Annotated in this window: 21 protein-coding genes; all 21 read left to right on the top strand. The window is 73.6% G+C overall.

From position 1 onward, the window contains the following. The first annotated feature begins 331 nt into the window (after positions 1-331). Genes ACYVLJ_RS35605 through ACYVLJ_RS35505 form a run of 21 tightly spaced genes read left to right on the top strand, consistent with a single transcriptional unit; the run spans position 332 to position 24,253 of the window. Positions 332-904: a Pvc16 family protein gene (locus tag ACYVLJ_RS35605; protein ID WP_451976651.1), complete on the top strand. Its 573-nt coding sequence runs from the start codon at positions 332-334 to the stop codon at positions 902-904. Next, entirely contained in the window at positions 901-1,623 is a 723-nt protein-coding gene (locus ACYVLJ_RS35600) for a carboxypeptidase regulatory-like domain-containing protein (protein WP_460441990.1), read from the top strand. The genes ACYVLJ_RS35605 and ACYVLJ_RS35600 overlap by 4 nt, the downstream gene beginning before the upstream one ends. Positions 1,624-1,645: 22 nt before the next feature. After that, on the top strand, positions 1,646-3,913 hold the full coding sequence (locus ACYVLJ_RS35595) for a phage tail sheath C-terminal domain-containing protein (protein WP_460441989.1): 2,268 nt from the start codon (positions 1,646-1,648) through the stop codon (positions 3,911-3,913). Positions 3,914-3,930: 17 nt separating this feature from the next. Next, a complete protein-coding gene (locus ACYVLJ_RS35590) occupies positions 3,931-4,389 on the top strand; it encodes a phage tail protein (protein ID WP_451976660.1) in 459 nt (152 codons plus the stop codon). 10 nt (positions 4,390-4,399) lie between these two features. After that, positions 4,400-5,872 (top strand): phage tail sheath family protein, encoded by a 1,473-nt coding sequence (locus tag ACYVLJ_RS35585; protein WP_460441988.1) that lies wholly within the window; start codon positions 4,400-4,402, stop codon positions 5,870-5,872. Continuing rightward, complete coding sequence (locus ACYVLJ_RS35580) at positions 5,869-6,369, top strand: phage tail protein (protein WP_460441987.1); 501 nt, start codon at positions 5,869-5,871, stop codon at positions 6,367-6,369. Before ACYVLJ_RS35585 ends, ACYVLJ_RS35580 begins: the two co-directional genes overlap by 4 nt. A 26-nt stretch (positions 6,370-6,395) precedes the next feature. Beyond that, entirely contained in the window at positions 6,396-6,581 is a 186-nt protein-coding gene (locus tag ACYVLJ_RS35575) for a putative phage tail protein (protein WP_451976669.1), read from the top strand. After that, positions 6,578-7,246 (top strand): CIS tube protein, encoded by a 669-nt coding sequence (locus ACYVLJ_RS35570; protein WP_451976672.1) that lies wholly within the window; start codon positions 6,578-6,580, stop codon positions 7,244-7,246. Before ACYVLJ_RS35575 ends, ACYVLJ_RS35570 begins: the two co-directional genes overlap by 4 nt. A 13-nt stretch (positions 7,247-7,259) precedes the next feature. Continuing rightward, positions 7,260-8,453, top strand: coding sequence for a phage late control D family protein (locus ACYVLJ_RS35565; RefSeq protein WP_460441986.1), 1,194 nt, complete (start codon positions 7,260-7,262; stop codon positions 8,451-8,453). After that, a complete protein-coding gene (locus ACYVLJ_RS35560; RefSeq protein ID WP_451976678.1) occupies positions 8,450-9,082 on the top strand; it encodes a phage baseplate assembly protein V in 633 nt (210 codons plus the stop codon). The genes ACYVLJ_RS35565 and ACYVLJ_RS35560 overlap by 4 nt, the downstream gene beginning before the upstream one ends. Further along, positions 9,079-9,483: a GPW/gp25 family protein gene (locus ACYVLJ_RS35555; protein ID WP_451976681.1), complete on the top strand. Its 405-nt coding sequence runs from the start codon at positions 9,079-9,081 to the stop codon at positions 9,481-9,483. The genes ACYVLJ_RS35560 and ACYVLJ_RS35555 overlap by 4 nt, the downstream gene beginning before the upstream one ends. Then, positions 9,480-11,387, top strand: a complete 1,908-nt coding sequence (locus tag ACYVLJ_RS35550) for a baseplate J/gp47 family protein (protein WP_460441985.1) — start codon at positions 9,480-9,482, stop codon at positions 11,385-11,387. The genes ACYVLJ_RS35555 and ACYVLJ_RS35550 overlap by 4 nt, the downstream gene beginning before the upstream one ends. After that, positions 11,384-13,426: a baseplate J/gp47 family protein gene (locus ACYVLJ_RS35545; protein WP_460441984.1), complete on the top strand. Its 2,043-nt coding sequence runs from the start codon at positions 11,384-11,386 to the stop codon at positions 13,424-13,426. Before ACYVLJ_RS35550 ends, ACYVLJ_RS35545 begins: the two co-directional genes overlap by 4 nt. Continuing rightward, positions 13,423-15,345, top strand: a complete 1,923-nt coding sequence (locus ACYVLJ_RS35540) for a phage tail protein (RefSeq protein ID WP_460441983.1) — start codon at positions 13,423-13,425, stop codon at positions 15,343-15,345. Before ACYVLJ_RS35545 ends, ACYVLJ_RS35540 begins: the two co-directional genes overlap by 4 nt. A gap of 15 nt (positions 15,346-15,360) precedes the next feature. Then, positions 15,361-16,557, top strand: coding sequence for a hypothetical protein (locus tag ACYVLJ_RS35535; protein ID WP_460441982.1), 1,197 nt, complete (start codon positions 15,361-15,363; stop codon positions 16,555-16,557). Continuing rightward, positions 16,554-18,542, top strand: a complete 1,989-nt coding sequence (locus ACYVLJ_RS35530; RefSeq protein WP_460441981.1) for a coiled-coil domain-containing protein — start codon at positions 16,554-16,556, stop codon at positions 18,540-18,542. Before ACYVLJ_RS35535 ends, ACYVLJ_RS35530 begins: the two co-directional genes overlap by 4 nt. Continuing rightward, positions 18,539-19,669 (top strand): hypothetical protein, encoded by a 1,131-nt coding sequence (locus tag ACYVLJ_RS35525; RefSeq protein ID WP_460441980.1) that lies wholly within the window; start codon positions 18,539-18,541, stop codon positions 19,667-19,669. The genes ACYVLJ_RS35530 and ACYVLJ_RS35525 overlap by 4 nt, the downstream gene beginning before the upstream one ends. Before the next feature lies 1 nt (position 19,670). Continuing rightward, positions 19,671-20,195 carry a hypothetical protein gene (locus ACYVLJ_RS35520; protein ID WP_460441979.1) on the top strand — a complete coding sequence of 175 codons (525 nt, stop codon included), beginning with the start codon at positions 19,671-19,673 and terminating at the stop codon, positions 20,193-20,195. Next, complete coding sequence (locus tag ACYVLJ_RS35515; protein WP_460441978.1) at positions 20,192-21,883, top strand: hypothetical protein; 1,692 nt, start codon at positions 20,192-20,194, stop codon at positions 21,881-21,883. Before ACYVLJ_RS35520 ends, ACYVLJ_RS35515 begins: the two co-directional genes overlap by 4 nt. A gap of 1 nt (position 21,884) precedes the next feature. Next, positions 21,885-23,957 (top strand): ATP-binding protein, encoded by a 2,073-nt coding sequence (locus tag ACYVLJ_RS35510; RefSeq protein ID WP_460441977.1) that lies wholly within the window; start codon positions 21,885-21,887, stop codon positions 23,955-23,957. After that, on the top strand, positions 23,957-24,253 hold the full coding sequence (locus ACYVLJ_RS35505; RefSeq protein ID WP_451976708.1) for a hypothetical protein: 297 nt from the start codon (positions 23,957-23,959) through the stop codon (positions 24,251-24,253). Before ACYVLJ_RS35510 ends, ACYVLJ_RS35505 begins: the two co-directional genes overlap by 1 nt. The last annotated feature ends 11 nt before the right edge of the window (positions 24,254-24,264 follow it).

The raw sequence follows: 24,264 nt of genomic DNA, 5'->3' as shown, positions 1-24,264 counted from the left end.
TTGCACGGCCGCGAGCACCTCTTCCGCCGACGTCACGGCGAGCCGTTCGGCTTCGTGCGTCCCGATCGTGCAGAGAACGCGGACCCGAAGGGCGTCCGGATCGCCGCCTTCCAACCACGCACGGAGAACCATGGTGCCGGAGTGTTCCTCGGGTGCCTCCACCACCGCAGGATGCGCGCCGCCTGTCACCGCGGCGTCGCGGGCCCGTCAACGCGGGCCTCGGGAACGCCGCCGTGACGCCGGGGCGACGCGCGGATCGCGGTCCGGCCACGCCACCCCTGCGATGCTGCGGCCCGGCACGAGGGAGCGCGTGCCGCAGGGGAGGACTGGCATGGGCGATTTCGGGGTCGTCGCCGACGTTTCGACGATCATCGTGGACCGGCTCACCGCGGCGCTGCGCGGACTGGATCCGAACGACCCGCCGACGGCGGTGCTCAGCGACCTCGAGGACCGGCCGAGCCGCGCCACGCTCACCGTCTTCCTGTACGAGATCGCCGAAGACCCGACTTCCCGCAACCGGCCGCCGGTCCGGTCGCTGCCGCCGGCCGCGCCCACCAGCCGCAAACCGCCGATGGCGCTGCTGCTGCGCTACCTGATCACGCCGTGGGGCGGCAGCCAGGCCACGCAGCACCAGATGATCGGGCGCGCCCTGCAGGTCTTCTACGACGACGCGATCTGGACCGGCGAAGAGCTGACCGGCAGCCTGGCGGGCACCACCGAGGCCCTGCAGTTCACGCTCACGCCGTTGACCCTCGACCAGAAGTCGTGGATCTGGTACGCGATCCAGAAGCCGTACCGGCTGTCGCTCAACTACGAGGTCCGGGTCGTCAACCTCGACTCGCTCGACGTCTCCGACCTCCGGCTCGTGCAGAGCCGCACGATCAACGGGGCGACCCTGCCATGACGCGCTTCTACCCGGTCGAGACCTCTGTCCTGCACAGCCCGGCCTGGTTCGTCCCGTTCGACGAATTCGCCCAGCGCGCGCGGTCCGCCGACGTCGCCGCCGCGCTCGACCGCTTCGACCCGGACACGAACACCTGGGTGCCGCAGGACACGGCGGCGATCCGCACGCCGAGCGCCGCGATCGCCTACCCGGAGCTCGGCCGCCGCCGGGGGCCGGGCGCCGAGCCGGAACGGTTCCGCGTCCGCTTCTCCGCCCTCGGGCTCGCACCGCTGTACCCGGCGGACGGCGCGGACTTCGACGCGGCACTGGCCGGCGTCGAGTTCGTCGCGCCGCCGTACGACGACGACACCCCGCCCGCCACCGGCAGCGAACCGCGGCTGGTCCGGCTGCTGCCGAGCGTGGCGTTCCCGTACGGGCCCGGCGTCCGCACGGTGTACGGCGTCGTCCTCGACCGGGCAACGCGGGCGCCGGTGGTGAACGCGCTGGTCGAGGCGCGCGGCACGACGAGCCGGGACGGCGTCGCGTGGCAGGAGCGGACCCTGGCCAACGCCGACGGCGCGTTCCGGCTCGCCCTGCGCTGGGAGGGCGACCCGGTCACCGGGCCGCCGCCCGAGCAGGTCTTCCACCTCACGGCCACCGAACGGCCGGGGCGGACCGGGGCGCTGGACGTCCGGCTGCCGGCCCAGCGCGACCGGCGGCACGTCATCGAGATCGCCTAGCAGGAGAGAAGGAGCGAAAACCATGCCCGAATACCTGAGCCCCGGCGTCTACGTCGAGGAGGTCGACGCGGGGCCGCGGCCGATCGCGGGGGTGAGCACCAGCACGGCGGGCATGGTCGGGGTCACCCAGCGCGGCCCGACCGACGGGAAGCCGAAGCTGGTCACGAACTTCCTGGAGTTCCGGACGACATTCGGCGGGTTCCTGCCCGAGCCGGAGCCGGCGATCCGCGACAAGTGGGCGGAAAACCCGGCCGAGGGCGGCCGCTGGTGGCTGTTCCCGTTGGCGGTCAAGGGCTTCTTCGACAACGGCGGTCAGCGCCTCTACGTCAAGCGGGTCGCGAGCGGCGGCGCGCTGGCCGCGTCCGGCACGGTCGGCTCCGGCCTGGTCAGCCCGGTCACCCGCGACGCCGCCGCCGGCGCCACGACGCTGGAGCTGGGCCACGTCGTCGGCTTCACCGGCAGCGACGACGTCACCGTCGTCCGCGGCAGCGACAACGTCGAGATCGGCACCGCGACGATCACCGCCTACGACGCCGCCTCCGGGCGGGTCACGCTCGCCACCGGGCTGGCGTCCGAGGTGAAGGCGGCCCGCGGCGACTACGTGCAGAAGGGCGCGCGCGACACCACGCCGGCGCTGCAGTTCACCGCCTCCAGCGCCGGGTCCTGGGGCAGGACCGCGCAGGTGCGGATCCAGCCGTCGGTGAGCGCTTCGCTGCCGGTGCTGGCGGACCCGGGTGAAGGGCCGCTGTTCGTCACCGCGGTCGCCGCCGACGCCGACCGCGACGCCGCGTCGATCCAGGTGAACGCCGTGCCCGGCCTCGACCCCGACGACCTGCCCGCCGACGTCTGGATCCTGATCGGCGACCGGCGGTTCAAGGTCACCGTCGCGCAGCCCGCGAACGGCCAGGTGACGCTCACCTTCCCGGACGGCACCACGCACGCGCCGTGGAAGGCCGGCCTCACCGTGCGCCGGGTGCGCCGCGCGAACACCGGTGCCGGCCCGGTCCTGCGGGTCAGCGGCTCCAGCCGGCTGTACGAGGCCGCGGCCACCCAGCTCGACACGGGCGACCGGCTGAGCACGCTGAACGTCGTGTCGATCCAGCCGGACGACGTCGTCACGTTCGACGCGAACACCCCGGAGCTCGTCTTCGAGACCGCCAGGGTCCTGCTGATCGAGTCCACTGTGGACACGCGGTTCACCGACCCCGGTGGCGGCTCGGTCACCGAGACGTTCCGCAACCTGCGCCTGACCGGCGCCGGGCCGGGGACCGTGGTGGGCACGCTGGCGAGCCAGTCGCGGCTGGTGCGGGCCACCACACTGGCCGGCCTGAGCACCGACCCCGCGAAGTTCCCCACCCCGCGCACCGGCGCCTGGCTCACCCTCGACCAAGACGGCACGGACGCCTTCGACGGGCTCGACGTCGGCGACTTCGTCGGCACCGACGGCGGGAGCGGCAAGCGCACCGGCATCGTGGCCCTGGAGGACATCGACGAGGTCGCGATCTGCGCGGTGCCTGGCGTCTGGTCCGGCACCGTCGAATCCGCGCTGGTGACGCACTGCGAGCAGCTCAAGGACCGGTTCGCCGTGCTCGACCCGCAGGACGGCCTCGACATCGAGGGCATCCAGGCGTTCCGGGAGCCGTTCGACACCAAGTACGCGGCGTTGTACTACCCGTGGCTGGTCGTCAACGACCCCTCGACCGGCCAGTTCGTCGAAGCGCCGCCGTCCGGGCACGTCATCGGGATCTACGCCCGCACCGACACCGAACGCGGCGTGCACAAGGCCCCGGCGAACGCGGTCATCCGCGGCATCCGGCTCACCGACGGCATCGCGCAGGACGTCACCAAGCGCCACCAGGACGTGCTGAACCCGCGCGGCATCAACGCGTTGCGCTTCTTCCCCGGCCTCGGCCAGCGGGTGTGGGGTGCGCGCACGCTGTCCTCGGACACCTCGTGGAAGTACGTCAACGTGCGCCGGCTCTTCCTGTTCCTGGAGGAGTCGATCGACGAGGGCACCCAGTGGGTCGTGTTCGAGCCGAACGACGAGTCGCTGTGGGCGCTGGTGCGGCAGACGGTCGCGAACTTCCTCACCACGGTCTGGCGCGGCGGCGCGCTCGCCGGCACCACCGCGGACGAGGCGTTCTTCGTCCACTGCGACCGCTCCACGATGACCGACGACGACATCGCCAACGGCCGGCTCATCTGCGTGATCGGCGTGGCCCCCGTGTTCCCGGCGGAGTTCGTGATCTTCCGGATCCAGCAGAAGACCCGCGAGCCCCAGCTCGTCTGACCCGAAAGGCAACGGAAATGCCACCAGTGACGCGGGACGATCCCTATGCCGCGTATAACTTCCTCGTCATCGTGACCAACGTCAGCGACGACGGCGTCGCGGTGAGCGGGTCGTTCACCGAGGCCAGCGGGCTCGACGTCGAGCTGCCCGTGATCGAGTACCGCACCGGCAGCGAGGACATCACGGTCCGCAAGCTCGTCGGGCTCAAGAAGTTCCCGAGCGCGCTGACGTTCAAGCGCGGGGTGACCGGCCACGTCGGTTTCTGGAACTGGGTGAAGGAAGCGCTCGACGGCCGCGTGCGGCGCACGTCCGGCTCGATCGTCATGCTCGACGAGAACCGCCAGGAGGTCATGCGCTGGAACTTCGACCGGGCCTGGCCGACGAAGTACACCGGCCCGTCGTTCAACGCGACCAAGAACGAGATCGCCATGGAGACGCTCGTGCTGGCCGTCGAGAGCCTCCTGATCGACGCGTGAAAGCAGGAACATGACCAGCGCGGCGCTTCCCGGCGTTTCCCTCACCTTCGACCGTGCGGCTTCGGACGACGAGCCGTTGCGCACGGACGTGGCGGTGTTCCTCGGCCGCACCCGGCGCGGACCGGTCGGCTCGCCCGTCCGCGTCGAGAGCTGGAACGACGTCGTCGGCGCGTTCGGCCCGCCCGACGGCACGTCGGCGACGCCGTACGCGCTGCGCGGGTTCTTCGAGAACGACGGCCGCACCGCGTGGGTGCTGCGGGTGTCCGGGCCCGCCACGCCGGCCAGTGCACTGTGGACGGACGGCTTCCTCGTGGTGGCCGCGAGTCCCGGCGCGTGGGCGAACGGCGGCCGGGTGAGCGTGCGGTACCGCGGCAGCAGCGTCGCGGGCCCGCCGGCGGTCACCGTGCGGGTGCTCGTGCCCGGCGAGCCGGCGGAGACGTTCGCCGGGATGGCCCCCGGTGAGGTGGTCGGCCGCGTCGCCGCGTCCCGGCTGATCCGGGTGGTCCCGGTGGCCGGGGCGGCGCCGATCCCGCCGGACGCACCGCTCTCGATGGCGTGGGAGCTGACGCTGTCCGGGGGCACGGACAGCCCGCCGGGGCGCGACGACTACGCGTCGGTGGTGACCACGCAGGCCGAGCTGCCGGAACCGGCGCTGGTGGCCCTGCCCGACCTCGGCGCCGACCTGACCGGGACCGAGCACACGGAGCTGGTGCTGAACCTGCTGGGCACGGTGGCACCGCTGCTGGACCGGCTGGTGCTGCTGGACGTCCCGCCGGACAAGTCCACAGTGGACGACGTGGTGGCCTGGGCCGGCGCGCTGGCGGGCTTCGGCGACGAGGCGCTGCTCGCCGCGGCGGCGGTGTACCACCCACCGCTGCGGGCGCCTTCGCTCGACGGCGCCGGGCTGCGGACGGTCCCGGCGTCCGGGCACGTCGCGGGCCTCATCGCCCGGCTGGACGCCGAGCGCGGTGCCGCGGTCACCCCGGCGAACGCCACCCTGCTGGACGCGGTGGACCTCGAGGTCGAGTACCCGGAGGCCCAGCAGGTGCGGCTGTTCGACGCGAACGTCGACCTCGTGCGCTGCCTGCGCGGCCGCGGCCTGGTGGTGTGGGGCGGGCGGACGCTGTCGCCCGACCCACGCCGCGTGTACGTCGCCCACCGCCGGCTGCTGCACCTGCTGGTGCGGGCCGTCCGGCGGGCCGCCGCGCCCCTGGTGTTCGAGGTGAACTCGCCGGAGCTGCGGCTGTCGCTGGTCCGCGCGATCACCTCGGTCCTGCTGGAGGCGTTCCGGACCGGGGCGCTCGCCGGCACCCGGCCGGAGGACGCGTTCCAGGTGGTGTGCGACGACTCGAACAACCCGCCGGAGCAGGACCCGGGGCAGGTCGTGTGCGAGATCGACGTCGCACCGGCCGTGCCGATGGAGTTCATCCGGCTCCGGCTCGTGCTGGGCCAGGACCGCGGTCTGGAGGTGATCGAGGAGTGACCACGCCCGTCGAGCAGCTGCTCGCGCTCAACGAGCCCCTGCCGAAGTTCCGCTTCGTCGTGACGCTGTCGGCGGCCGACGTCTACCTGCCGCCGGCGCAGGCCCTGCTGCTGCCGGTGGTCGCCGCGGGCGCGTTCCAGGAGGTCACCGGGCTCGGGGCGCAGCTGGAGGTGGTGACCTACGCCGAAGGTGGCCGCAACGACACCGTGCACCGGCTGCCGCTGCGCCACTCGTGGAACCCGATCACGCTCAAGCGCGGCGTGGTCCGCGACCGCCTGCTGTGGTCCTGGTACGAGACCGGCCTGCACGATTCGCTCGGCGCCCGCCGCGACGGCGCCGTGATCATGCTCGACGACGCCGGCGTGCCCGCGAAGTCGTGGATCTTCCACGGCGGGCTGGCCGCCAGGTGGAGCGGGCCGGACCTGCACGGCGAGCAGAGCGCGGTCGCGGTCGAGTCACTGGAAATCGCCCACGAGGGCCTGACGGCCGTCCTCTAGAGGACAGCGCTTTGAGGAGACACAGCGTGCCCAAGAACCTGATCATCCACAACCTCGAGGTGCGGTTCCAGGTGGAAGGCGACGACGGCGCCCTGTTCACCAGCCTGTTCAACAAGCACATCCAGGCGTGGGCGCGGCTCTACGAACAGGAGTGCGCCCGGGCGGAGCGCAGCGACGACGACCGCAAGATCGGCGGGGGAGCCCCGGCATGAGCGTCACCCCGTTCTCCGCGGTGAGCCAGGGCGCCGACGCGCACCTGGAGATCGAGCAGCCCGCGAACCCGCAGGGCGTGCCGAAGCGGATCCCGCTGAAGTTCAACCCGACGGACTACAAGCTGAGCAAGAGCAACACCTTCGCCGAGATCACCATCCCCGGCCTGGAGTCGCCGCCCATCCAGTACATCCGCGGCGGCAGCGAGTCGCTGACCGTGCAGGCGCTGGTGGACACCTCCGACACCCTCGCCGACGTCCGCAAGTCCTATGTGGACAACATCCGGCGGCTGATGCGGCCGCAACAGAGCCTGCACGCCCCGCCGATCGTCAAGTTCGTCTGGGACCGGACGGTGTTCCGGGGCGTGGTGGAGAAGCTGGACGTCAACTACGTGCTGTTCGCCAAGAACGGCGTGCCGCTGCGCGCGCAGCTCGACCTCACGCTGAAGGAGTACCGGCCGGCGCGCGAGCAGGACCTCGACCCGCCGCGGACGTCGCCGACGGTCGAGAAGAGCTACGTCGTCCGGCGCGGCGACACCTGGGACCGCATCTCGGCCGCGGTGTACCGGCGACCGGACGCCTGGCGGGAGCTGGCGCGCGCCAACGGCATCACCGATCCACGCGACCTGCGGCCAGGGCTGGTGCTGACCGTGCCCCGGCTGCCGTGAGAGGGGGAGTGAGATGACCGCGCCCGCGGGCACCCGGCCCGAGATCGCCGACCCCGACCGGTACGCGCCCGAGTTCGAGGTCGTCATCACGGGCCTCCAGGCCGACGCGTCGACCAAGAACGACATCATCGACCTCAAGGTGCACCGCGACCTCGACGAGATGTCCGGTTTCGACCTGGAGCTGAACAACTGGGACGACGTCGCGCTGAAGTTCAAGCACAGCGACTCGCCGCAGCTGCAGATCGGCACGCTCGTCTCCGTCCGGCTGGGCTACGCGGACAAGCTGTTCACCGTCGCCACCGGCACGATCAGCTCGCTGGCCCCGAAGTTCCCGGACGGCGCGTCGCCGACCGTCTCCATCACCGGGGTCGACGGGATGCTCGCGCTCAAGGACCGCAAGCCCACCAAGGACGAGGACAAGAACTTCGTCGGGAAGACGGACTGGGAGATCGCCGAGCAGATCGCGCGGCGCAACCACCTGGCGTTCAAGACGACCCACGAGGGCCCGCCGCACGACCTCGTGGTGCAGAAGAACCAGTCCGACGCGCAGTTCCTGATGGAGCGGGCCAAGCGGATCGACTTCGACTGCTACATCCTGCCCGACCCGGAGACGAGCACGCAGACGCTCTACTTCGTCAAGCCGACCGACGGCCGCGACAGCCGCCCGATCCGGCTGTTCCGCCTCGCCTACGCCCCGGGCCTGGCGACCGGGCCCACCGCGCAGCCGGCCGGGCTGGTGCCCAACCTCATCGACTTCACACCGACCATGACGATCTCCAACCAGGTCAGCCAGCTCACCGTGCACGGCTGGGACCCGGTCAAGGCCGAGCCGATCGAGTACGTCGCGACGGCGAAGGACCTGCCCGGCGGGCAGAACTCGGCCGACGGGCAGAGCGGGCCGCAGGCGGCCGAAACCGCGGCGGGTGGCCGTCAGGAAGTGGTGGTCGACGCGCCGGTGCTCAGCCAGGAGGAGGCCAAGGAATTGGCCATCGCGCTGCTGCGGGAGAAGGCCTACGAGTTCATCACCGCGACCGGCCGGGTGGCCGGGCTGCCGGAGCTGCGGCCGGGTGACAACCTGGAGATCTTCGGGCTCGGCAAGCGGTTCTCCGGCACCTACTTCGTCAAGCGCGTGGAGCACGCCCTCAACACCAGCGGCTTCTTCACGACGTTCACCGGGCGGAAGATCTTCCAGGGGGACAAGCAATGACGGCGATGCCACGCGCCATGCAGTACGACCAGCGCTACTACGGCGTCGCGCCCGCGGAGGTCGTGGAGAACGACGGCGACGACGAGGGCCGCGTCAAGGTGAAGTACTACTGGTTCGACAAGGGCGCGTCGATCAGCCCGTGGGCCCGGGTCAGCCAGCTGCACGCCGGCGGCGGCTACGGCTCGGTGTTCGTGCCCGAGGTCGGCGACGAGGTGCTGGTCGCGTTCTTCCAGGGCGACATGCGGCAGCCGTACGTGCTCGGCGGGCTCTACAACGGCAAGAAGAAACCGCCGACGGCGCACGACGACGGCCGGGACCAGAAGATAGTCCGCACCAAGGCCGGGCACCGGATCCTCTTCGACGACAAGGAGAAGGAGATCACCATCAGCACCGCGTCGGGCGCGACGGTGGTGCTGAAGGACAGCGGCGAGATCACCGTCGAGGCCAAGACCGTGACGGTCAAGGCGAGCGACGTCGACCTCGGTGGCGGCTCGACCGAGCCGGTCGTGCTCGGCAACGCGTTGCTGCAGGCGTTCGTCCAGCACACCCACCCCGCGCCGGGCGGTGTCACCGGTCCCGCGACGCCGCTCCCGCCGTCCGTGCTCGCGAAGAAGGTGAAGGCGACGTGAGCGAGCCCTTCCTCGGCACCGGCTGGCGGTTCCCGATCGTGCCCGACGAGGCCGGCCGGCTGTCCTACGCCGTCGGCGAGACCAGCATCGAGCACTGCCTGCGCGCGCTGCTGCTCACCGCGACGGGCGAGCGCGTGATGCGGCCGGACCTCGGCACCACGGTGAGCGAGTCGGTGTTCGCGCCCGGCAGCGTCCAGAACCTGCGCGAGCTGGAACGCTCGATCGCCGACGCGGTGCGGAAGTTCGAGCCGCGGGTGGAGCTGGACTCCGTGCTCGCCGAGGCCGACCCGGCCGGCGAATCCCGCGTCACGGTCTCCGTCGCGTACCGCATCCGGCGCACCAACACCAAGGCCAACCTGGTGTTCCCGTTCTCCGCCGGCCTGGCGGGGAGCACGCCGTGACGCTGCCCGTGCCGAAGCTCGACGACCTCACGTGGGCCGACCTGATGGCGGCCGTCACCCGCCGCATCCCGGCGGAGTCCGACGGCACGTGGACGCTGCACGCGCCCGTGGACCCCGGGATCACGCTGCTGGAGCTGTTCGCGTACCTGCTGGAACAGCGGCTCTACTGGCTGGACCAGGCCCCGGACGAACTGGTCGTCGCGATCCTGAAACTCCTCGACCTGGAGCCGCCGCGCCCGGCGCAGCCGGCGGCGACCGTCCTCGCGCTGACCACCGGCTCGCCGGAGCCGACCGTGGTTCCGCAGGGAACGGTCCTGGCACGCGACCCGGCCGCGGCGATCCGGTTCACCCTCGACGACGACGTCACCGCCTTCCCCGTGGCGGGCGAGGTCACGGTGGTGACCGACCGCGACCGCACCGCGGATCTCCTCGCCCGCCGCGGGGTTCCCTTGCTCGGCAGCGACGGCGCGCCCGCGTCGGCGCGCTTCACGCTGCCGCTCGACGGTGCCCACCCGGCGTCCGGCTGGCTGTCGCTGCTCTTCGAACTCGACTCGGCGCTGCCGCCGTCGTGGACGTCGGACGTGGCCGTCGCGCCACCGGCCGAGCTGACCTGGTCGTGGTTCCGGCCCAGCGGCGACGCCTCCGGGCCGTTCGAACAGGTCCAGGACGGCACCGGCGGGCTGCGGCGCTCCGGCGTGGTGCGCCTGCGCCCGCCGGAGGACTGGTCCACGACGGCCCGCGGGCTGACGGTGTCCACCAAGGCCGCCACCTACGCGTCGGCGCCGCGGCTGCTGAGCCTGACGGTCAATGTGTCGGCCGCCCGGCACGTCGAGAGCCGGACGGTGACCGGCCTGGCGGACCAGACCGGCGACTGGCTGAAGCTGCCCGAGCAGCGGCTCGTCCTGCCGGACGCGGCCGACCGGCTGCTGACCGCCGCCCTGGACCTGGGCGGTGAAGACTGGAAGTCCGCGGTGGACTTCACCTTCGGCACCTCCCGCGACCGGGTCTTCCTGCTCGACCGCCACGAAGGCGCGCTCGAGTTCGGCGACGGGCTCACCGGCCGGATCCCGCTGCGGTCCGGCGACTTGCGCGTCGACTACACGATCGGCGGCGGGCAGGACGGCAACGGCGGCCTCACCGACAACTGGCTGCCGGTCGACAACGCCCTGCCCGTGCGCGGTGCGAACCCGGTCCAGGCCGAGGGCGGCGCCGACCCGGAGACGGTCGCCCAGGCCCGGGTCCGTGCGGCGGGCGCACTGGGCGAAGTGACCCGGGCGGTCACCCCCGGCGACTACGTCACCCTGGCGGTGACCACCCCGGGCGTCGCGGTCGGGCGGGCCTACGCCTCGGTCGGCGAGCACCCGGGCTTCCCGTGCGCGCGGGTGCCCGGCGCGGTGACCGTCCACCTCGTCCCCGCCGTGCCGCGCGCGGACTTCGCCGCGCCCGACTTCGTCCCGGCACCACAACCGGATCCGGGCGCGCTGGCCGCCGTCGCGCGCCGGCTCGCCGGCACCCGCCTGCTGACGGCCGAGGTGTTCGTGAAGGTCCCGGCCTACCGGGACGTCCGGCTGCGGGTCGACCTGGCCGGCGCCCCCGCCGACCGCGTCAAGGTGTCCACTGTGGTCGGTGAAGCACTGCGCCGGTTCCTCGACCCGCTGGTGGGCGGCGAGGACGGGACCGGGTGGCCGTTCGGCGAGGCACTGCGGCCGTCCGGGCTGCTGCGGGCCGCGCAGCAGGCGCTCGGCGACCTGGCGGACGTCGCCGCCGTCGCGATCGGCATCGACGGCGCCGACCCCGCGGAGACCTGCGACGACGTGCCCCTGCGCGCCGGCGACCTGCCGGTCGTCCGCGAGGTGCGCACGCACGTCGTGCCCGTCGTCGAACCGGGGGAGGGCTTGCTGTGACCGGCGACGTCTGGTGGGCGCGCGATTCGGGCGAGGAGGGCCACATCGTGCCCGGCCCGGGGCCGTCCGGTGTGCAGCCCGAACTCGTCGACGCGACGCGGGAAGCCGTCCGCGGCGCGGTGCGCGACCGCATCCCGGGCTACACCCCGGACTGGACCAACCCCGACCGGCAGGACGCCGGCGTCGCGCTCGTGCGGCTGTTCGGCACCCAGGTCGAGCCCGTGCTCACCCGGGTGAACCGGCTGCCGGAGAAGATCCTTGCCGAGCACCTGAACACCGCGGGCGTGCGCCGCCGCCCGGCCACCGCGGCGGCCGCGTTGCTGGAGTTCACCGTGAAGCCGCCGGACGGCGCGTCCGTGCTGGTCCCGGCCGGGTTCCAGGCGGCCGCGTCCGGCGTCGGCGAGCAGGTCGTCTACGAAACCGACCACGACCTCTATGCCACGCCTGCCACGCTGAGCGTGCTCGCTGTGCAGCGCGGCGGCGCGCTGGAGCCGGTCCCGCTCGGGCCGAACGGGCCGGGCCGCCCGTTCGCGCCGTTCGGCACCGAGCCGCAGCCCGGCAACGCGCTGTGGCTGGGCCTCGACGGCGTCGCCGGCCCGTTCCCGGCGCTGTCGCTGGGATTCGTGATCGCGGCCGCGGCCCCGGCGCCCGCGTCGGCCGGCGGCCTCACCCCGCTTCCCCTGGCGCCGCAGCCGGTGCTGCGCTGGGACGTGCTGGACGGCGGCCGCTTCGTGCCCGCCGACGTCGTCCGGGACGAGACCGGCGGGTTGCGCGCGAGCGGCACCATCGAGCTGCGGCTGCCGCGGACGTGGGCGACCGGCCAGCCGCCGACCAGGCGGCCCGGCCCGGCGCTGCGGTGGCTGCGCCTGCAGGTCACGCAGGGCATCTTCACGGTCGCGCCGCCCCTGGTGTCGGGCCTGCGGCTCAACACGGTCGCCGCCACCGCCGCCCACACGATCTTCGACGAGCCCCTGGAACCGATCCAGGACGCCGCGACCCCGGCCGAGCAGCGGCAGCTGAGGCTGAGCCAGGTCCCGGTCCTCGCGGGCACCGTCGACATCGAGGTCGACGACGACCCGGGCGTCGACCTGTTCGGGACCGCGGGCGAGAACGCGGCGCCGTGGCAGGAGGTGCCGAGCCTCGCCGCGTACGGCCCGGACGACCGCGTCTTCGTCGTCGACTACGACACCGGCGTGGTCACCTTCGGCGACGGCGTCCACGGCGCGCCCGTGCCACCGGGCTTCCGCACCGTGCGAGCCGTGCGGTACCGCGTCGGCGGCGGCAAGGCGGGCGCGGTGGCGGCCGGCGCGATCACCGGCGTCGTGACCGCGCGGCCGTTCGTGACCGGGGTGAACAACCCATTCCCGGCCACCGGCGGCACCGACGCCGAGCCGGACGACGACGTGATGCGCCGGGGCGTCGGCGAGCTGCGGTCCCGCGGCCGGGCCGTCGCGCCCGCCGACTACGGCCTACTGGCGCTGAGTGCGCCGGGCGCGTCGGTCGCCCGCGCGAACGGCGTGCCCGGCCTGCACCCGGACTTCGCCGGCACACCCATCCCCGGTGTCGTCGGAGTCCTCGTCGTGCCGCCGATCGAGGACGGCGCCACCGAGCCGCCCGAGCCGAGCGCCGGGACCCTGCGTGCGGTGGCCGACTTCCTCGGCCGTGAGGTGGCGCCCGCCGGGATCACGGTCGTCACCGGCCCGGTCGCGTTCCGGCGGGTGGCGGTGGAGGCCCGGGTCCTGCTCGACGCCGGCCAGGACCGCGCCGCCGTGCTCGCGCGGGCGTCCGACGCGGTGACGACGTACCTCGACCCGGTGCGGGGCGGGGAAAACGGGGCCGGCTGGCCGTTCGGCGGCGCGGTGCGGCACACGGCGCTCGTGCGGCGGCTCCTGGCCGTCGACGGCGTGCTCGCGGTGTCCGGGCTCGCGCTCACCGTCGACGGCCTGCGCCTGCCGCCGTGCACCGACCACGCGATCCCGCCGAACGACCTGGTGTGGCCGGAGCGGCCGCTGCTGATCCCGGTGGAGGAGTCCCCATGACGTGCACCCCCACCCCCGGCACCTTCCGGCTGCTCGACGACGTCGTCGGGTGGGACCAGGCCGCGGTGGCCGGCGTCGTCGGGTTCGGCGACCCGGCGGGCGTCCGGCTGGCCTTCGACGGCCCGTCGCCGGCGGGGCCCACGCGGACCCAGTTGCTGCCGTGGTTCCCCGACCCGCGCCTGGCCCCGGGCTGCGCGCCGTGCGGCTGGTACCTGCTGTCCGGGAACCGGGTGCTGCGCCGGAACACCTGCGACGGCGGCTGGCCGCCGCTGTGGCCGCCCGGCTGCGACCCGCGGCTGCTGCACGAGCCGGTCGCCGTGGCCGCCCGGGGACACCGGATCGCCGTCGCCGGCTCCGGCAAGGTCTTCGTGTGGCGCAACGAAGGCGATCACCTGACCGCCGTGATCGGGCTCCGGCACGCCGGTGTCGTCGCGCTCGCCCAGGACGAGCAGGTGCTCGTGGCCGCCCGCGACCGGCTCCGGCGGTACGGCGCCGACGGCCGGCTCCTCGAGGTCGTCCGGACCGGCGTCGACGGCGAGATCATCGGGATCCGCACCGGACCCGGCCGCACGATCTGGCTGCTCACCGCGGACCACGGCCGGCTCCGCATCCACCGCCGCGACCACCACCGGTTCCGTGAGTCCACAGTGGACGAACTGGCCGCGGCGCTGCCGCCGAGCACCCTCGTCGCCGCGGACGACGACGGCTTCTGCCTGCGGGAGATGGGACCCGACGGCGAGGTGACGACGTGCTACGACTGGACCGGACAGCCGCGCGAGGAGCCCGCGCCCGGGGCCGGCCAGTACGTGCCGCAAGGGGAGTTCACCACCGGCCTGGTCGACAGCGGCATCTCGCGCTGCCGGTGGCACCGCGTTCGGGTCAGCGCGGACGTACCGCCGGGCACGGCCGTGTCGGTGGCGGTCGTGGTGTCCGAGGACGGCAAATTCGCCGAAAGCGACTGGCAGACCGCGCCCGCGGGCGTCACGGACTTCCTCGTCGACCAGCCGCCGGGCCGGTACCTCACCGTGCGCGTGCGGCTGTCCGGCGACTCCGCCGCGACGCCGGTCCTGCACCGGATCCGGCTCGACTTCCCGCGCTCCACCAGCGCGGACCTGCTGCCCGCCGCGTTCCGGCAGGACCCGGCCGCCGACGACTTCACCGAGCGGTTCCTGTCCCTGTTCGACGCCACGACGGCCGAGATCGACCGGGTCGTCGAGCGCTACCCGGCGCTGCTCGACCCGGCCGGGGTGCCGGACGCGGCGCTGCCGTGGCTGGCCGGGCTGCTGGGGTTGTCGTTCGAAGCCGGGTGGGACGCCGGGACGCGCCGGAAGCTGATCGCCGCCGCGCCCCGGCTGTACCGGCGTCGCGGCACGCCGTGCGGGCTGTCCGAGGCCGTCGAGATCGTCTTCGGGGTCGAGCCGGTGATCGACGAACTGGCCGGCGACCGCCACTGGGCGCAGGTGCGCGCGGCCGCGAAGCCGGCGACCGCCCGCGGCCTCGGCTCGGTGCGGCTGTTCGGCCGCTCGTCGTCCCGGCTGCGCCTGGACACCTCGACGCTGGGCGCGACGCCGCTGCGCGCGTTCGGCGACCCGGACACCGATCCCCTCACCGAGCACGCCCACCGGTTCCGGGTCCTGCTGCCGGCCGGGGCCGCGGACGAGGACGCGGTGCGGCGCCTGGTGGTGCGGCAGGCGCCCGCGCACACGAGGGGAACGGTGCGCACCGGCGGGGCGGGGTTCGTGGTCGGCACGCGGTCGACGGTCGGGGTGGACACCGCGTTCGTCCCGCTCCCGCCGCCCGTGGTGGGCGGCGCGCGCCTGAACCACGACGGAGTACTGAGGCCCGGACCACGGGGCGCCCGCCACGGGGTGAGCGCCGGTGTGGTGTCCGCGGTCGGGGTCCACACGCGAGTGTCTTGAGAGGACAGAAGAGAGATGACCGAGGCAACGACACCGGAGCAGCCCTTCCGCCGGCTGCGCTACTTCCACGGGCAGTTGCTCACCGCCCGCGACTTCCAGCGCGAGCAGGAGTACTTCCGCGAGAAGCTGAAGCTGCGCATGCGCTGCCTGCTCGGCTACGGCGTGGTGTGCGGGCTGTTCGTCGAACCCGCGCCACCGGAGGACGGCAAGGAGAAGGCGGAACACCAGGCGAAGGTGCGCATCACCGCCGGGCTCGGCGTCGACTGCGACGGCAACGAGATCGTCGTGCCGGGCGGCTGCGCGATCGACCTGTGGGAGGCCCTGCACGAGGACGAGCGCACCGGCGGCACGGTGTGGGTCGGCGTCGAGTACGCCGAGCGCCCGGTCGAGCCGACCCGGACCGTGTTCAACTCCGCCTGCGCGGACACCTCGGACTGCGACTTCGGCTACACCGAGGAGACCTACTGCGTCCGCGTCACCTCCCAGACACCGCCGAAGGACGAGCGCTGCGAGACCTGCTGCACGCCCTGCGAGCACAAGGTGCTGTGGCTGGCCAGGATCGACGACGTCGACTTCGCCCAGCCGGTCCGCGAGGACCAGATCCACCTGGACGTCCGCCGCTTCTTCGGCCGGCGCGTGCCGACCGTGATCACCGGGATCAACTGGCGGCACGGGCACACGTACACGGTGGACGAGGCGAAGGAGCTGCTCGGCACGCAAAAGGACGGGGGCGGGCTCGTGGTCCACTTCTCCGACGGCGTCCGCGTCGACAGCCTGCGCCGCGGCGTCGTGGAGATCCAGGTGATCGAGGGCGGCGCCGGCCGCAACGCCGACACCTGGTACATGGGCGGCCGGTTCGAGGAACCCACGCCGGAGGACGGCGAGTTCACCGACCACTTCCGGTACCGGCAGACCACCCGCGAGACGCTGCAGGACGGCGACCGCGTGCTGATCACGGTCCGCGCGGCGTTCATCCTCGACCACTGCTGCCGTCCGGTCGACGGCACCAACGTCGGCGGCCGGGTGCCCTTCGTCGGCGCGGCGACCGCCGAGGCCGACGCGGAATCGGGCCACGACCACCACCCCGAGCCCGAGCCCGACCCGACCGGCTGCCTGGTGCCGCCGACCGGCATCGGGCCGTGGACGTCCGGCACCGGCGCGGGCGGCGACGTCTTCGAGAGCTGGTTCTTCGTCACCGAGGAGCGGTCATGACCACCACCGACTGCGGGTGCGGGTGCGGCGGGACGTCGGCCTTCCCGGCCGCGTTCGCCCGGCCGCGGTTCTTCGCGGGCCAGTTGCTCACCGAGGACGACCTCACCCTGCTGACCGACTACGTGGCCGGGAAGGACCGGCTGCACAACCGGATGGTGTCCGGCCCGGGTGTCGTCTGCGGACTCGAAGTCACGTGCGACTCCTGTCCGGGTGGGACGGTGCTCGTCCACCCGGGACACGCGCTCGACTGCTGCGGCAACGACATCGTGCTGTCCTGCAAGGAAAAGGTCGACGTGCAGGCCCTCGTGCGCGAGCTGCGCGTGACGTCGCCGGGCGTCCACTGCGGCGACCCGTGCGACGACGACCAGCGCCACTTCGGCCTCTTCGTGCGGTACGAGGAGAGCATGGCCGACCCGGTCGCGCCGTTCGCCACCGAAGAGCCGTGCCCGACGCCGGGCTGCGTGCCGTCGCGGGTGCAGGAGGGCTTCCGGTTCGTCGTCAAGTGCGACACGGGCGACGACCACCGGTTCAACCCGGCGACCAAGCTCCTGGCGCAGATCGGCGACAAGGACACCTTCGAGCAGGTCCGGCTGCTGAGCGGGCGGCTCGAGCGTTACCTGGACCCGATGTCCGTCGCCGGCCCGGCGTCCACCCGGACGATCGAGTTCGCCGACGCCGACGCCGTCCGCTACGCCGACAACCTCCGGCTGCTGCAGCAGAGCGGCGAGGGTGTGCCGCAGCCACCGGCGGCCCGGCAGATGACCGAGTACGTGCGGGCGCTGGCCAGTGCCATCGCCCGGTACGACACCTACGACGCCGCCGGGCAGGAGGACCTCCGCACCAAGCACAACCTGGGTGACGTCGACGCCGCCCGACGCGTGCTCGGCTCGGCCTGCGACCTGCTCGCCCGGACGAACGCCGAGGACGTGTGGCCGGAGGCGGCGCACCGGTCGGTCGCGCTGTCGGTCGTGGCCGAGGCGAAGAGCCGGGTCGCGACCGTCGATCCGGACGCGCCCCTCGAAGTCCGCCTGCTGGCCCAGGGCACCCCGCTGAACAACGTGCTGGAGGCGGAGTTCCGGGCCGACCTCGTGCGGATCCGGGACTGGCTGCTCGGCCGGCTGGACCGGGTCGCCGGCGTCGCGGACTGCCTGCTCCACGACGACGTCCGCAAGGTCGCCGTCCCGCAGCCCCTGCCGGTCCCCGAGCCGGATCCGGCGCAGCACCTGGCGATCGCCGACCTGGGGCTGCTCGCGGACGCGGCCGGGAAGCTGACCACGGCCGTGCGCCGGTTCGTCACGGACGCGGCGTGCTCGACGCTGAACCCGCCGTGCGTCGACTGCTCCGACGAGGACGTGCTGCTCGCGCACCTGGAGCTGGACGGCTGCGACGTCGTGCGGGTCTGCTCGGCGACGCGGGAGCAGGTGCTGCCGGGCGGCTCGGCCTACGGCGAGTGGCTGCCGAAGCTGTACCAGCTGCGGCACTTCGCCGAGCAGGTGTGCTGCCAGCCGACACCGGTGTACGAACCCCCGAACGTGCCCGCGTCGGGCCCGATCCCGCGCCCGTACGTGCCCGAACTGCTCGAAGAGTGGCGGCGCAGCGGCCCGCTGGAGCAGATGTGGACGCTGCTGGTGACCCCGGCGCCGGGGGAGACCGTGCCGAAGCCCGTGCGCGAGCAGGTGTACACCGTGCCCGCCGAAGTGACCGACAGCCTGCAGGAGCTCAACGCCCTGCGCGGTCAGGTGAGCGATCTCGTCGCGACCGTGGAGGCCTTGCGGGGGCAGCTGGACACCGCCCGGCAGCAGGTCTCGGAGGTGCGCGACGAGCTGCCGGAACGGCTGTCCGACCGGCTTTCGGAGCTGGAGAGCGCGCCGGAACCGGAGTCCGGGGAGGAAGAGGAGGCGAAGCCGCCGGCCCGGCGGACCCGGTCGTCGACGAGCCGGTCCGGCAGCTCCGCCCGCAAGCCGCGGTCGGGTGAGACGTCGTGACCGGACCCCTGCGCCCGGAGTTCCGCGAAGGGCAGGTGCTCGCCGCCGCGGACCTGGCGGCGACCGTCGCCTACGCCCGCGCGACGGCCGTCCGGCACGCGCGCCTCGCGCACGACTGGGGCATCGCCGACGGGCTCGGCCTGACGACCGAGAACCGCACCGACCCGGCGACGAACGCCCGGTTCGTCGAGGTGAGCGTCCAGGCCGGGCTGGCGGTCGACGGGACCGGCCGGGAGATCGTGGTGCCGGCGGCGGTCGTGCTGTCGGAGGCGGACTTCGAGGCCGTCAACGGCGCCGACCGGCCGACGACCGAGCCGTACCCGGTGTTCCTCACCGCCGCCGACCGGGCGCAGCCGGCGACCGGGCCGACGTCGTGCGCGAGCTCGGCCGGGCCCACGCGGGTGGAGGAGTCCTACCAGATCCTCTTCAAGCGGCTCGGCGACGAGCGGCTGGTGGCCGACCAGCAGCCACCCGCCGTGAACGCCGCCCCGGCCGCCCCGCCGGTCCAGTGGCTGGTGCTGCTGGGTTTCGTCCAGTGGACCGCGGGCCACTTCACCGCGGTGTTCCCGACGGCCCGGGGGGTCGCGCCGCGGTTCGCCGGGGTGCGCGCGGACACCGTGTCGGCCCGGTCGGGCACGCTCGCGCTGCGGACCCAGCCCGCGGTGGGGGAAGGGAAGCCCGCGCTGGTGCTGTCCGGATCGGACGCGCCGACGCTGGTCTACGGGCTGTACAAGGGCACCGGCGAAGTCGACCCGCTGATGACCGTGGAGGCCAACGGGAACCTCACCATCGCGGGCAGTTTCTCCGGTCAGATCTCGGCGGGCAGCGTGCTGGCGATGTCGGGCAGCGCGACGGACGGCATGGTGCTACCGCTGCCGTCCGGGGTGACGCCCGAAGAGGTCGCCGACGGCCGCGTGTCGTTGCACGTGTATGTGACACCGCGGATCCCGCCCTCGGACAAGGGACTGACCGTGCCGGCCGAGGCCACTGTGGACGATCAGCGGCGGGTCCGGTGCCGGCTGCGGTTCTACGACCCCGCCGCGACCCCGGCGGCGGTCACCGAAGAACCCGGGTCGGTCGACTTCCTGGTCCTGGCCACGGTCGCGGCGACGAGCGGGGGTGGCTGAAATGAGCGTTTTCGCGGTGTACGAGTCGAGCACCGGCACCCTGGTGGGCGCGGTGAAGGCGATCGACGTCCCGGTGCCGGTGGCGGCCGCGCTGGTCGGCGACGCGCTGCCGGTGCGGCTGCCACTCAGCACGGGCGAGGTCGCGACCCTGGCCCTGCCGGGCGGGGAGCTGGCGGTGCACGAAGCCGACGACCAGCCGGCGGTGTTCGTGGAGCCGTTGACCTACGGTGTCGCGCTGCAGCCGAACCAGCAGCCGAAACCCACGCTGGTGAAGCTGGCGAAGGTGACCGAGCCGCTCAAGATCGACGCGACCGGGCTGGTCGTCAAGCTGCCGGAGAAGCCGGCGCAGGACACCGCGGTGTTCGCGCTGGTCTCCGACGGCACGGACACGCTGCCCCTGCGCGGGACCATCACCAAGGACAACGACCACGTGGCGCTCCCGGTCACGGTGGGCCCGGGCGCGCACGCCGTGCTGGTGCTGGTGGCGGGCCGCGCGGGCCGGCTGACGGAGGTCAAGACGCCGTGAGCGCTGTCGGCGAGATCACCGTGCACCGCTGCGTGGTGCGGGTGGTCCGGCGCGGCGGCTGGAGCTGGGGTCCGGACCCACGGGGGCTCGTCCGGCGGGTGCTCGACGCGCTGCCGGACCTGCTGGCCGCGGAGTTCGACGAGTACGTCACCGGCGACGGCCCGGACGTCGAGGTCACCGAGCCGGTGCGGCTGTCGGTCCGGCTGTCGGCGCGCGGAGGCCGGGTGCTGGTGCCGGACGGTCTCGTCTTCGAAGCCGTCACCGGTGGTCTCGCGCCCGGGTCGGTGCCCGTGCCGGTCGCGGTCCCGCCGCCCGGTCCGGCCTCGTCCGCCTCGCCGGATCCCGCCGACGAGGTACCCGGAACCGTCCACAGTGGTCCGGAGACCGAACCGCCGACGTTCGCCGTGTTGGTCGCGGAACTGGCCGCGCGGGACGAGCTGGCCGCGTTGCTCTCCTTGCTGCCTGAGGAAACCCTGGTTCGCTATCTCTCCGCGCTGCTGGTCTCCGACGGCTTCGAACCGCCCGGTGCGGTCGGTGGTGGTCCGGCCGCTGCCGAGGTGCCGAGCGGGCCGGTGACCGTGCTGGCGGCGGAACTGGCTCGCCGCCGGTCCCTCGCGCGGCCGCCCGAAACCCGCGCGGAGATCGCCGAGCTGGTGCGGTCCTCGGACGCGGTCGCCGAGGTCGTCCGCGCGGAGGTGGTGACCGCTGTCCCGACGGCGGCTGGGGAGACGAAGGTCAGCTCGGTGCTGCCGTTCCTGCTGGCCGGTCCGCTGGCGAGAACCGGCTACCTGGACGCGCTCGGCCCGGCACTGTCCGGAGTGGACCTGCTCGAGGAAGCCCCGCTGTTCGCCGCCGCCCTGGCGTACCAGGTGCTCGGTGCGCCACGGCGGGGCTGGCGGCGAACCCCGGAGGACGACGCCTCGGCCGCGGCGTTCGCCGGGTGTGCGTCGGTACCGGACCTGACCGGCTTCGCGCGGCGGGTCCGCCCCGCGTTGCCGGTGCTGGACGGCGTGCTCGCGCTGTCGCTCTGCCCCGGCCACGACCCCGCCGACCCGCTCCTGGTCACCGGCGTCGACGACGGCCTGCTGCTGGTCGACGCCGAGGGCCTGTTCCCGGTCGCGTGGGCGGCCACAGTGGACGGTCTGCTGCCGCACTGGATCGCGTGCGGGCGGCCCCCGGTGCTGGTCCGCGACAGCCCGCTCCCGCCGACGTGCCTGCGGGACCTGGCCGAGGCGGGCGTCCGGTTCCTCACCGACGTGCGTCCGGTGCGCGACGATCCGCTGACCCGGCTGCGCTGGCGAACTCCACTGTGGACGACCGGTGGCGTGGAACCCCGGCTGGCCGCGCACCTCGCCGCCGGCGGGCTGGACGAACTGGTGCGCGCGCTGTTCGTCGAGCGGCGGGCCGCGCCCCTGGCCGGCGACCGCGCGCTGGAGCGCAGTGTCGCGCTGGCGGCGTCCCTCGGCCTGGGCATGATCGCCTGGCAGCTGTGGGAGGGGGAGTCCCCCGTGCCGGCGCTGACGAGGTTCGCCGACCTGGAGGGCACGGTCCGGTTCACCCGCGACGCGGTGCGCGTGAAGCTCCCGCTGGGCCGCCGGCACGCGGACCTCGCGCGGGGCGGCCTGCTCGCCGACGTGCCGGACGTGGTCTGGCTGGGCGGCCGGACGCTGATCTTCTCGGGGGGCTGACGTGAGCGGAGTGGCGGTGGAGCACCTCCGGGTGCGCCTGGCGGAGCTGCACCTGGCGCTGCGGACGGCCGTCGCCCGCCAGTCCGAGGCCGCGGCGCTGCTGACGCGTCCGGACCTGACGCCGTTCTGCGTGACGGACGAGCAGGTGGACGGGCTGCTGGACCGCGTCGACGCGTTCGCGGAGGCGATGACCGAGCCGCCGTCGCCCCCGCGTCCGGAGCCGGAGGCTGAGCTGCACCTGCGTCGCCTGGCGGCCTCCCGTGGCGTGACGCTGCCGCTGGACGCCCTCGCGACCCGGTACGGCCTGGCGCGGGTCGAGCAGGACGCGCTGCTGCTGGTGGCCGCGCCGGAGCTGGACCCGGGCTACGAGCGCGTCTACGCCTACGTCGTGGACAACCTCAACCGGCGGGCGCCGTGCGTGGAACTGCTGGTCACGGTGATCGGGGAGACCCCGCCGGACCGCCTGGCGCTGCGTCGCGCGCTGGGGTCCGCGGGCCTGCTGCGCCGCTACGGCCTGCTGCGGGCGTTCGGCGACGCGCCGTCCGAGCTGGCCCAGGAGCTGGCGCTCGGCCCGGGGGTGTTCGAGTACCTCGTCGGCTGGGGCGGCGACGTCGGCATCCTCGGCCACGACCCGGGCGAGGTCACGCGGCCGGAGCGTCCGGTGGCGTCGCCGTACCTCGGGTCGCGGCGGCTGACGACGCTCGGCCGCGCGCTGGCCGCCGGTGACGTCGACGTGGTCGGCCTGTGGGGCTGCCCCGCCGACAGCCAGGTCGACGCGGCGCGGGCCCTGGCCGCCGCGGCCGGCAAACCCCTGCGTCACCGGACCGCGGACGTCGCGGCGGACCTGCGCACGGCGGCCGCGCTGGACGCGATCCTGTGGGTGCGGACCGAAGGTCTCGGCCCGCGCCCGGACGAGGCGCTGGTGCGCTCGGAGGTGCCGCTGTGCCTGACGGGCGTGACGCCGTGGCGCCCGCCGGGGCTGCTGGCCGCGCGCACGTACGGCGAGCTGACGATCCCCGCGCCGGGTTTCCCGGAGCGCCGCGCGATGTGGTCGTCGGCGTTCCCGGTGCTGGACGAGGCGGTGCTGACGGACCTGGCGGCCCGCTACCGCATGAGCGGCGGCGAACTGCGCGCGGTGGCGGCGGTCGCCGACGCGGACGCGCGCCTGTCCGGCAACGGCCACCCGATCACGGCCCACGTGGAGCCGGCGATCGCGACGGTGACCCGCGGTCGCACGAGCGGTGCCGTCCGGTCGATCATCCCCCGCCGCGGCCTGGCGGACCTGGTGCTGCCGGAGGCCCAGATGGGCCAGATCACGGAGATCGCGTCGGCGTTCCGCGCGTGGCCGCGCATCGCGGAGTCGTGGGGTTTCGCGGCGAAGTCGGCGACCGGCGGGGTGAAGGCGCTGTTCACGGGCGAGCCGGGCACGGGCAAGACGATGTCGGCGGAGGTCGTCACCGGGATCCTGGGGCTCGAGCTGCTGAAGGTGGACCTCGCGCAGGTGGTGTCGAAGTGGGTGGGGGAGACGGAGAAGAACATGGAGGCGGTGTTCCAGCAGGCGGAGGACAGCCACGCGGTACTGCTGTTCGACGAGGCGGACGCCCTGTTCGGCAAACGCGGCGAGGTCAAGCACGGCACGGACCGCTACGCGAACCTGGAAGTGGGCTATTTGTTGCAGCGCCTGGAAGCGAGCGACGGGCTGATCATCTTGACGAGCAACCTCAAGGAGAACATCGACCCGGCGTTCACCCGGCGCTTCCACTTCGTGGTCCACTTCCCGCGCCCGGGCGTACCCGAACGCCGTCGCCTGTGGGAGCTGGCGTTCCCCCCGGAAGCACCGCTGGCGGCGGACGTGGACGTGGACGTGTTGTGCCGCTTGGACATGACGGGCGCGGGCATCACGTCGGCAGCCCGCACGGCAGCACTGTCGGCGGCCGACGCGGGCAGCGCGGCGATCGCCATGCGCCACGTGGTCCGGGGCGTGTCCCGCCAGTTCCAGCGCGAGGCGCGCTTGTTCCGCCCGGCCGAGCTGGGCCGGTATGCTGAACTCCTGACCGACAACGGGAGTGCGTGATGCACGAGCTGATGCCACCGCAGACCAAGCCCGCGGTTCCGGTCACCGCCCACGAGCTGAGCACCGCTGCGGCGGCGGACCGGGGCAAGAAGAAGCTAGTGCTGGTCCCGGCGGTGATCGGCAACGCCCAGGCGGCCAAGACGGCCATGGACGGGTCTTCGAAGACGGTGCCTTCGCATTTGGCGTCGACGTTGGCGGCGGGCCAGGACCGGGTGGGCAACGCGGCGATCGCCGGGGCGGCGCTGCGGGTGGTGCCGATGGCGGTGCCCCACAAGGCCGCTTGCCCGGGTTGTTGACTCGTCAGACC

It is taken from the genome of Amycolatopsis stemonae (assembly GCF_054781455.1).
The sequence above is the reverse complement of the archived record's forward strand: the minus strand, read 5'-3'. Positions and strand labels throughout refer to the sequence as shown.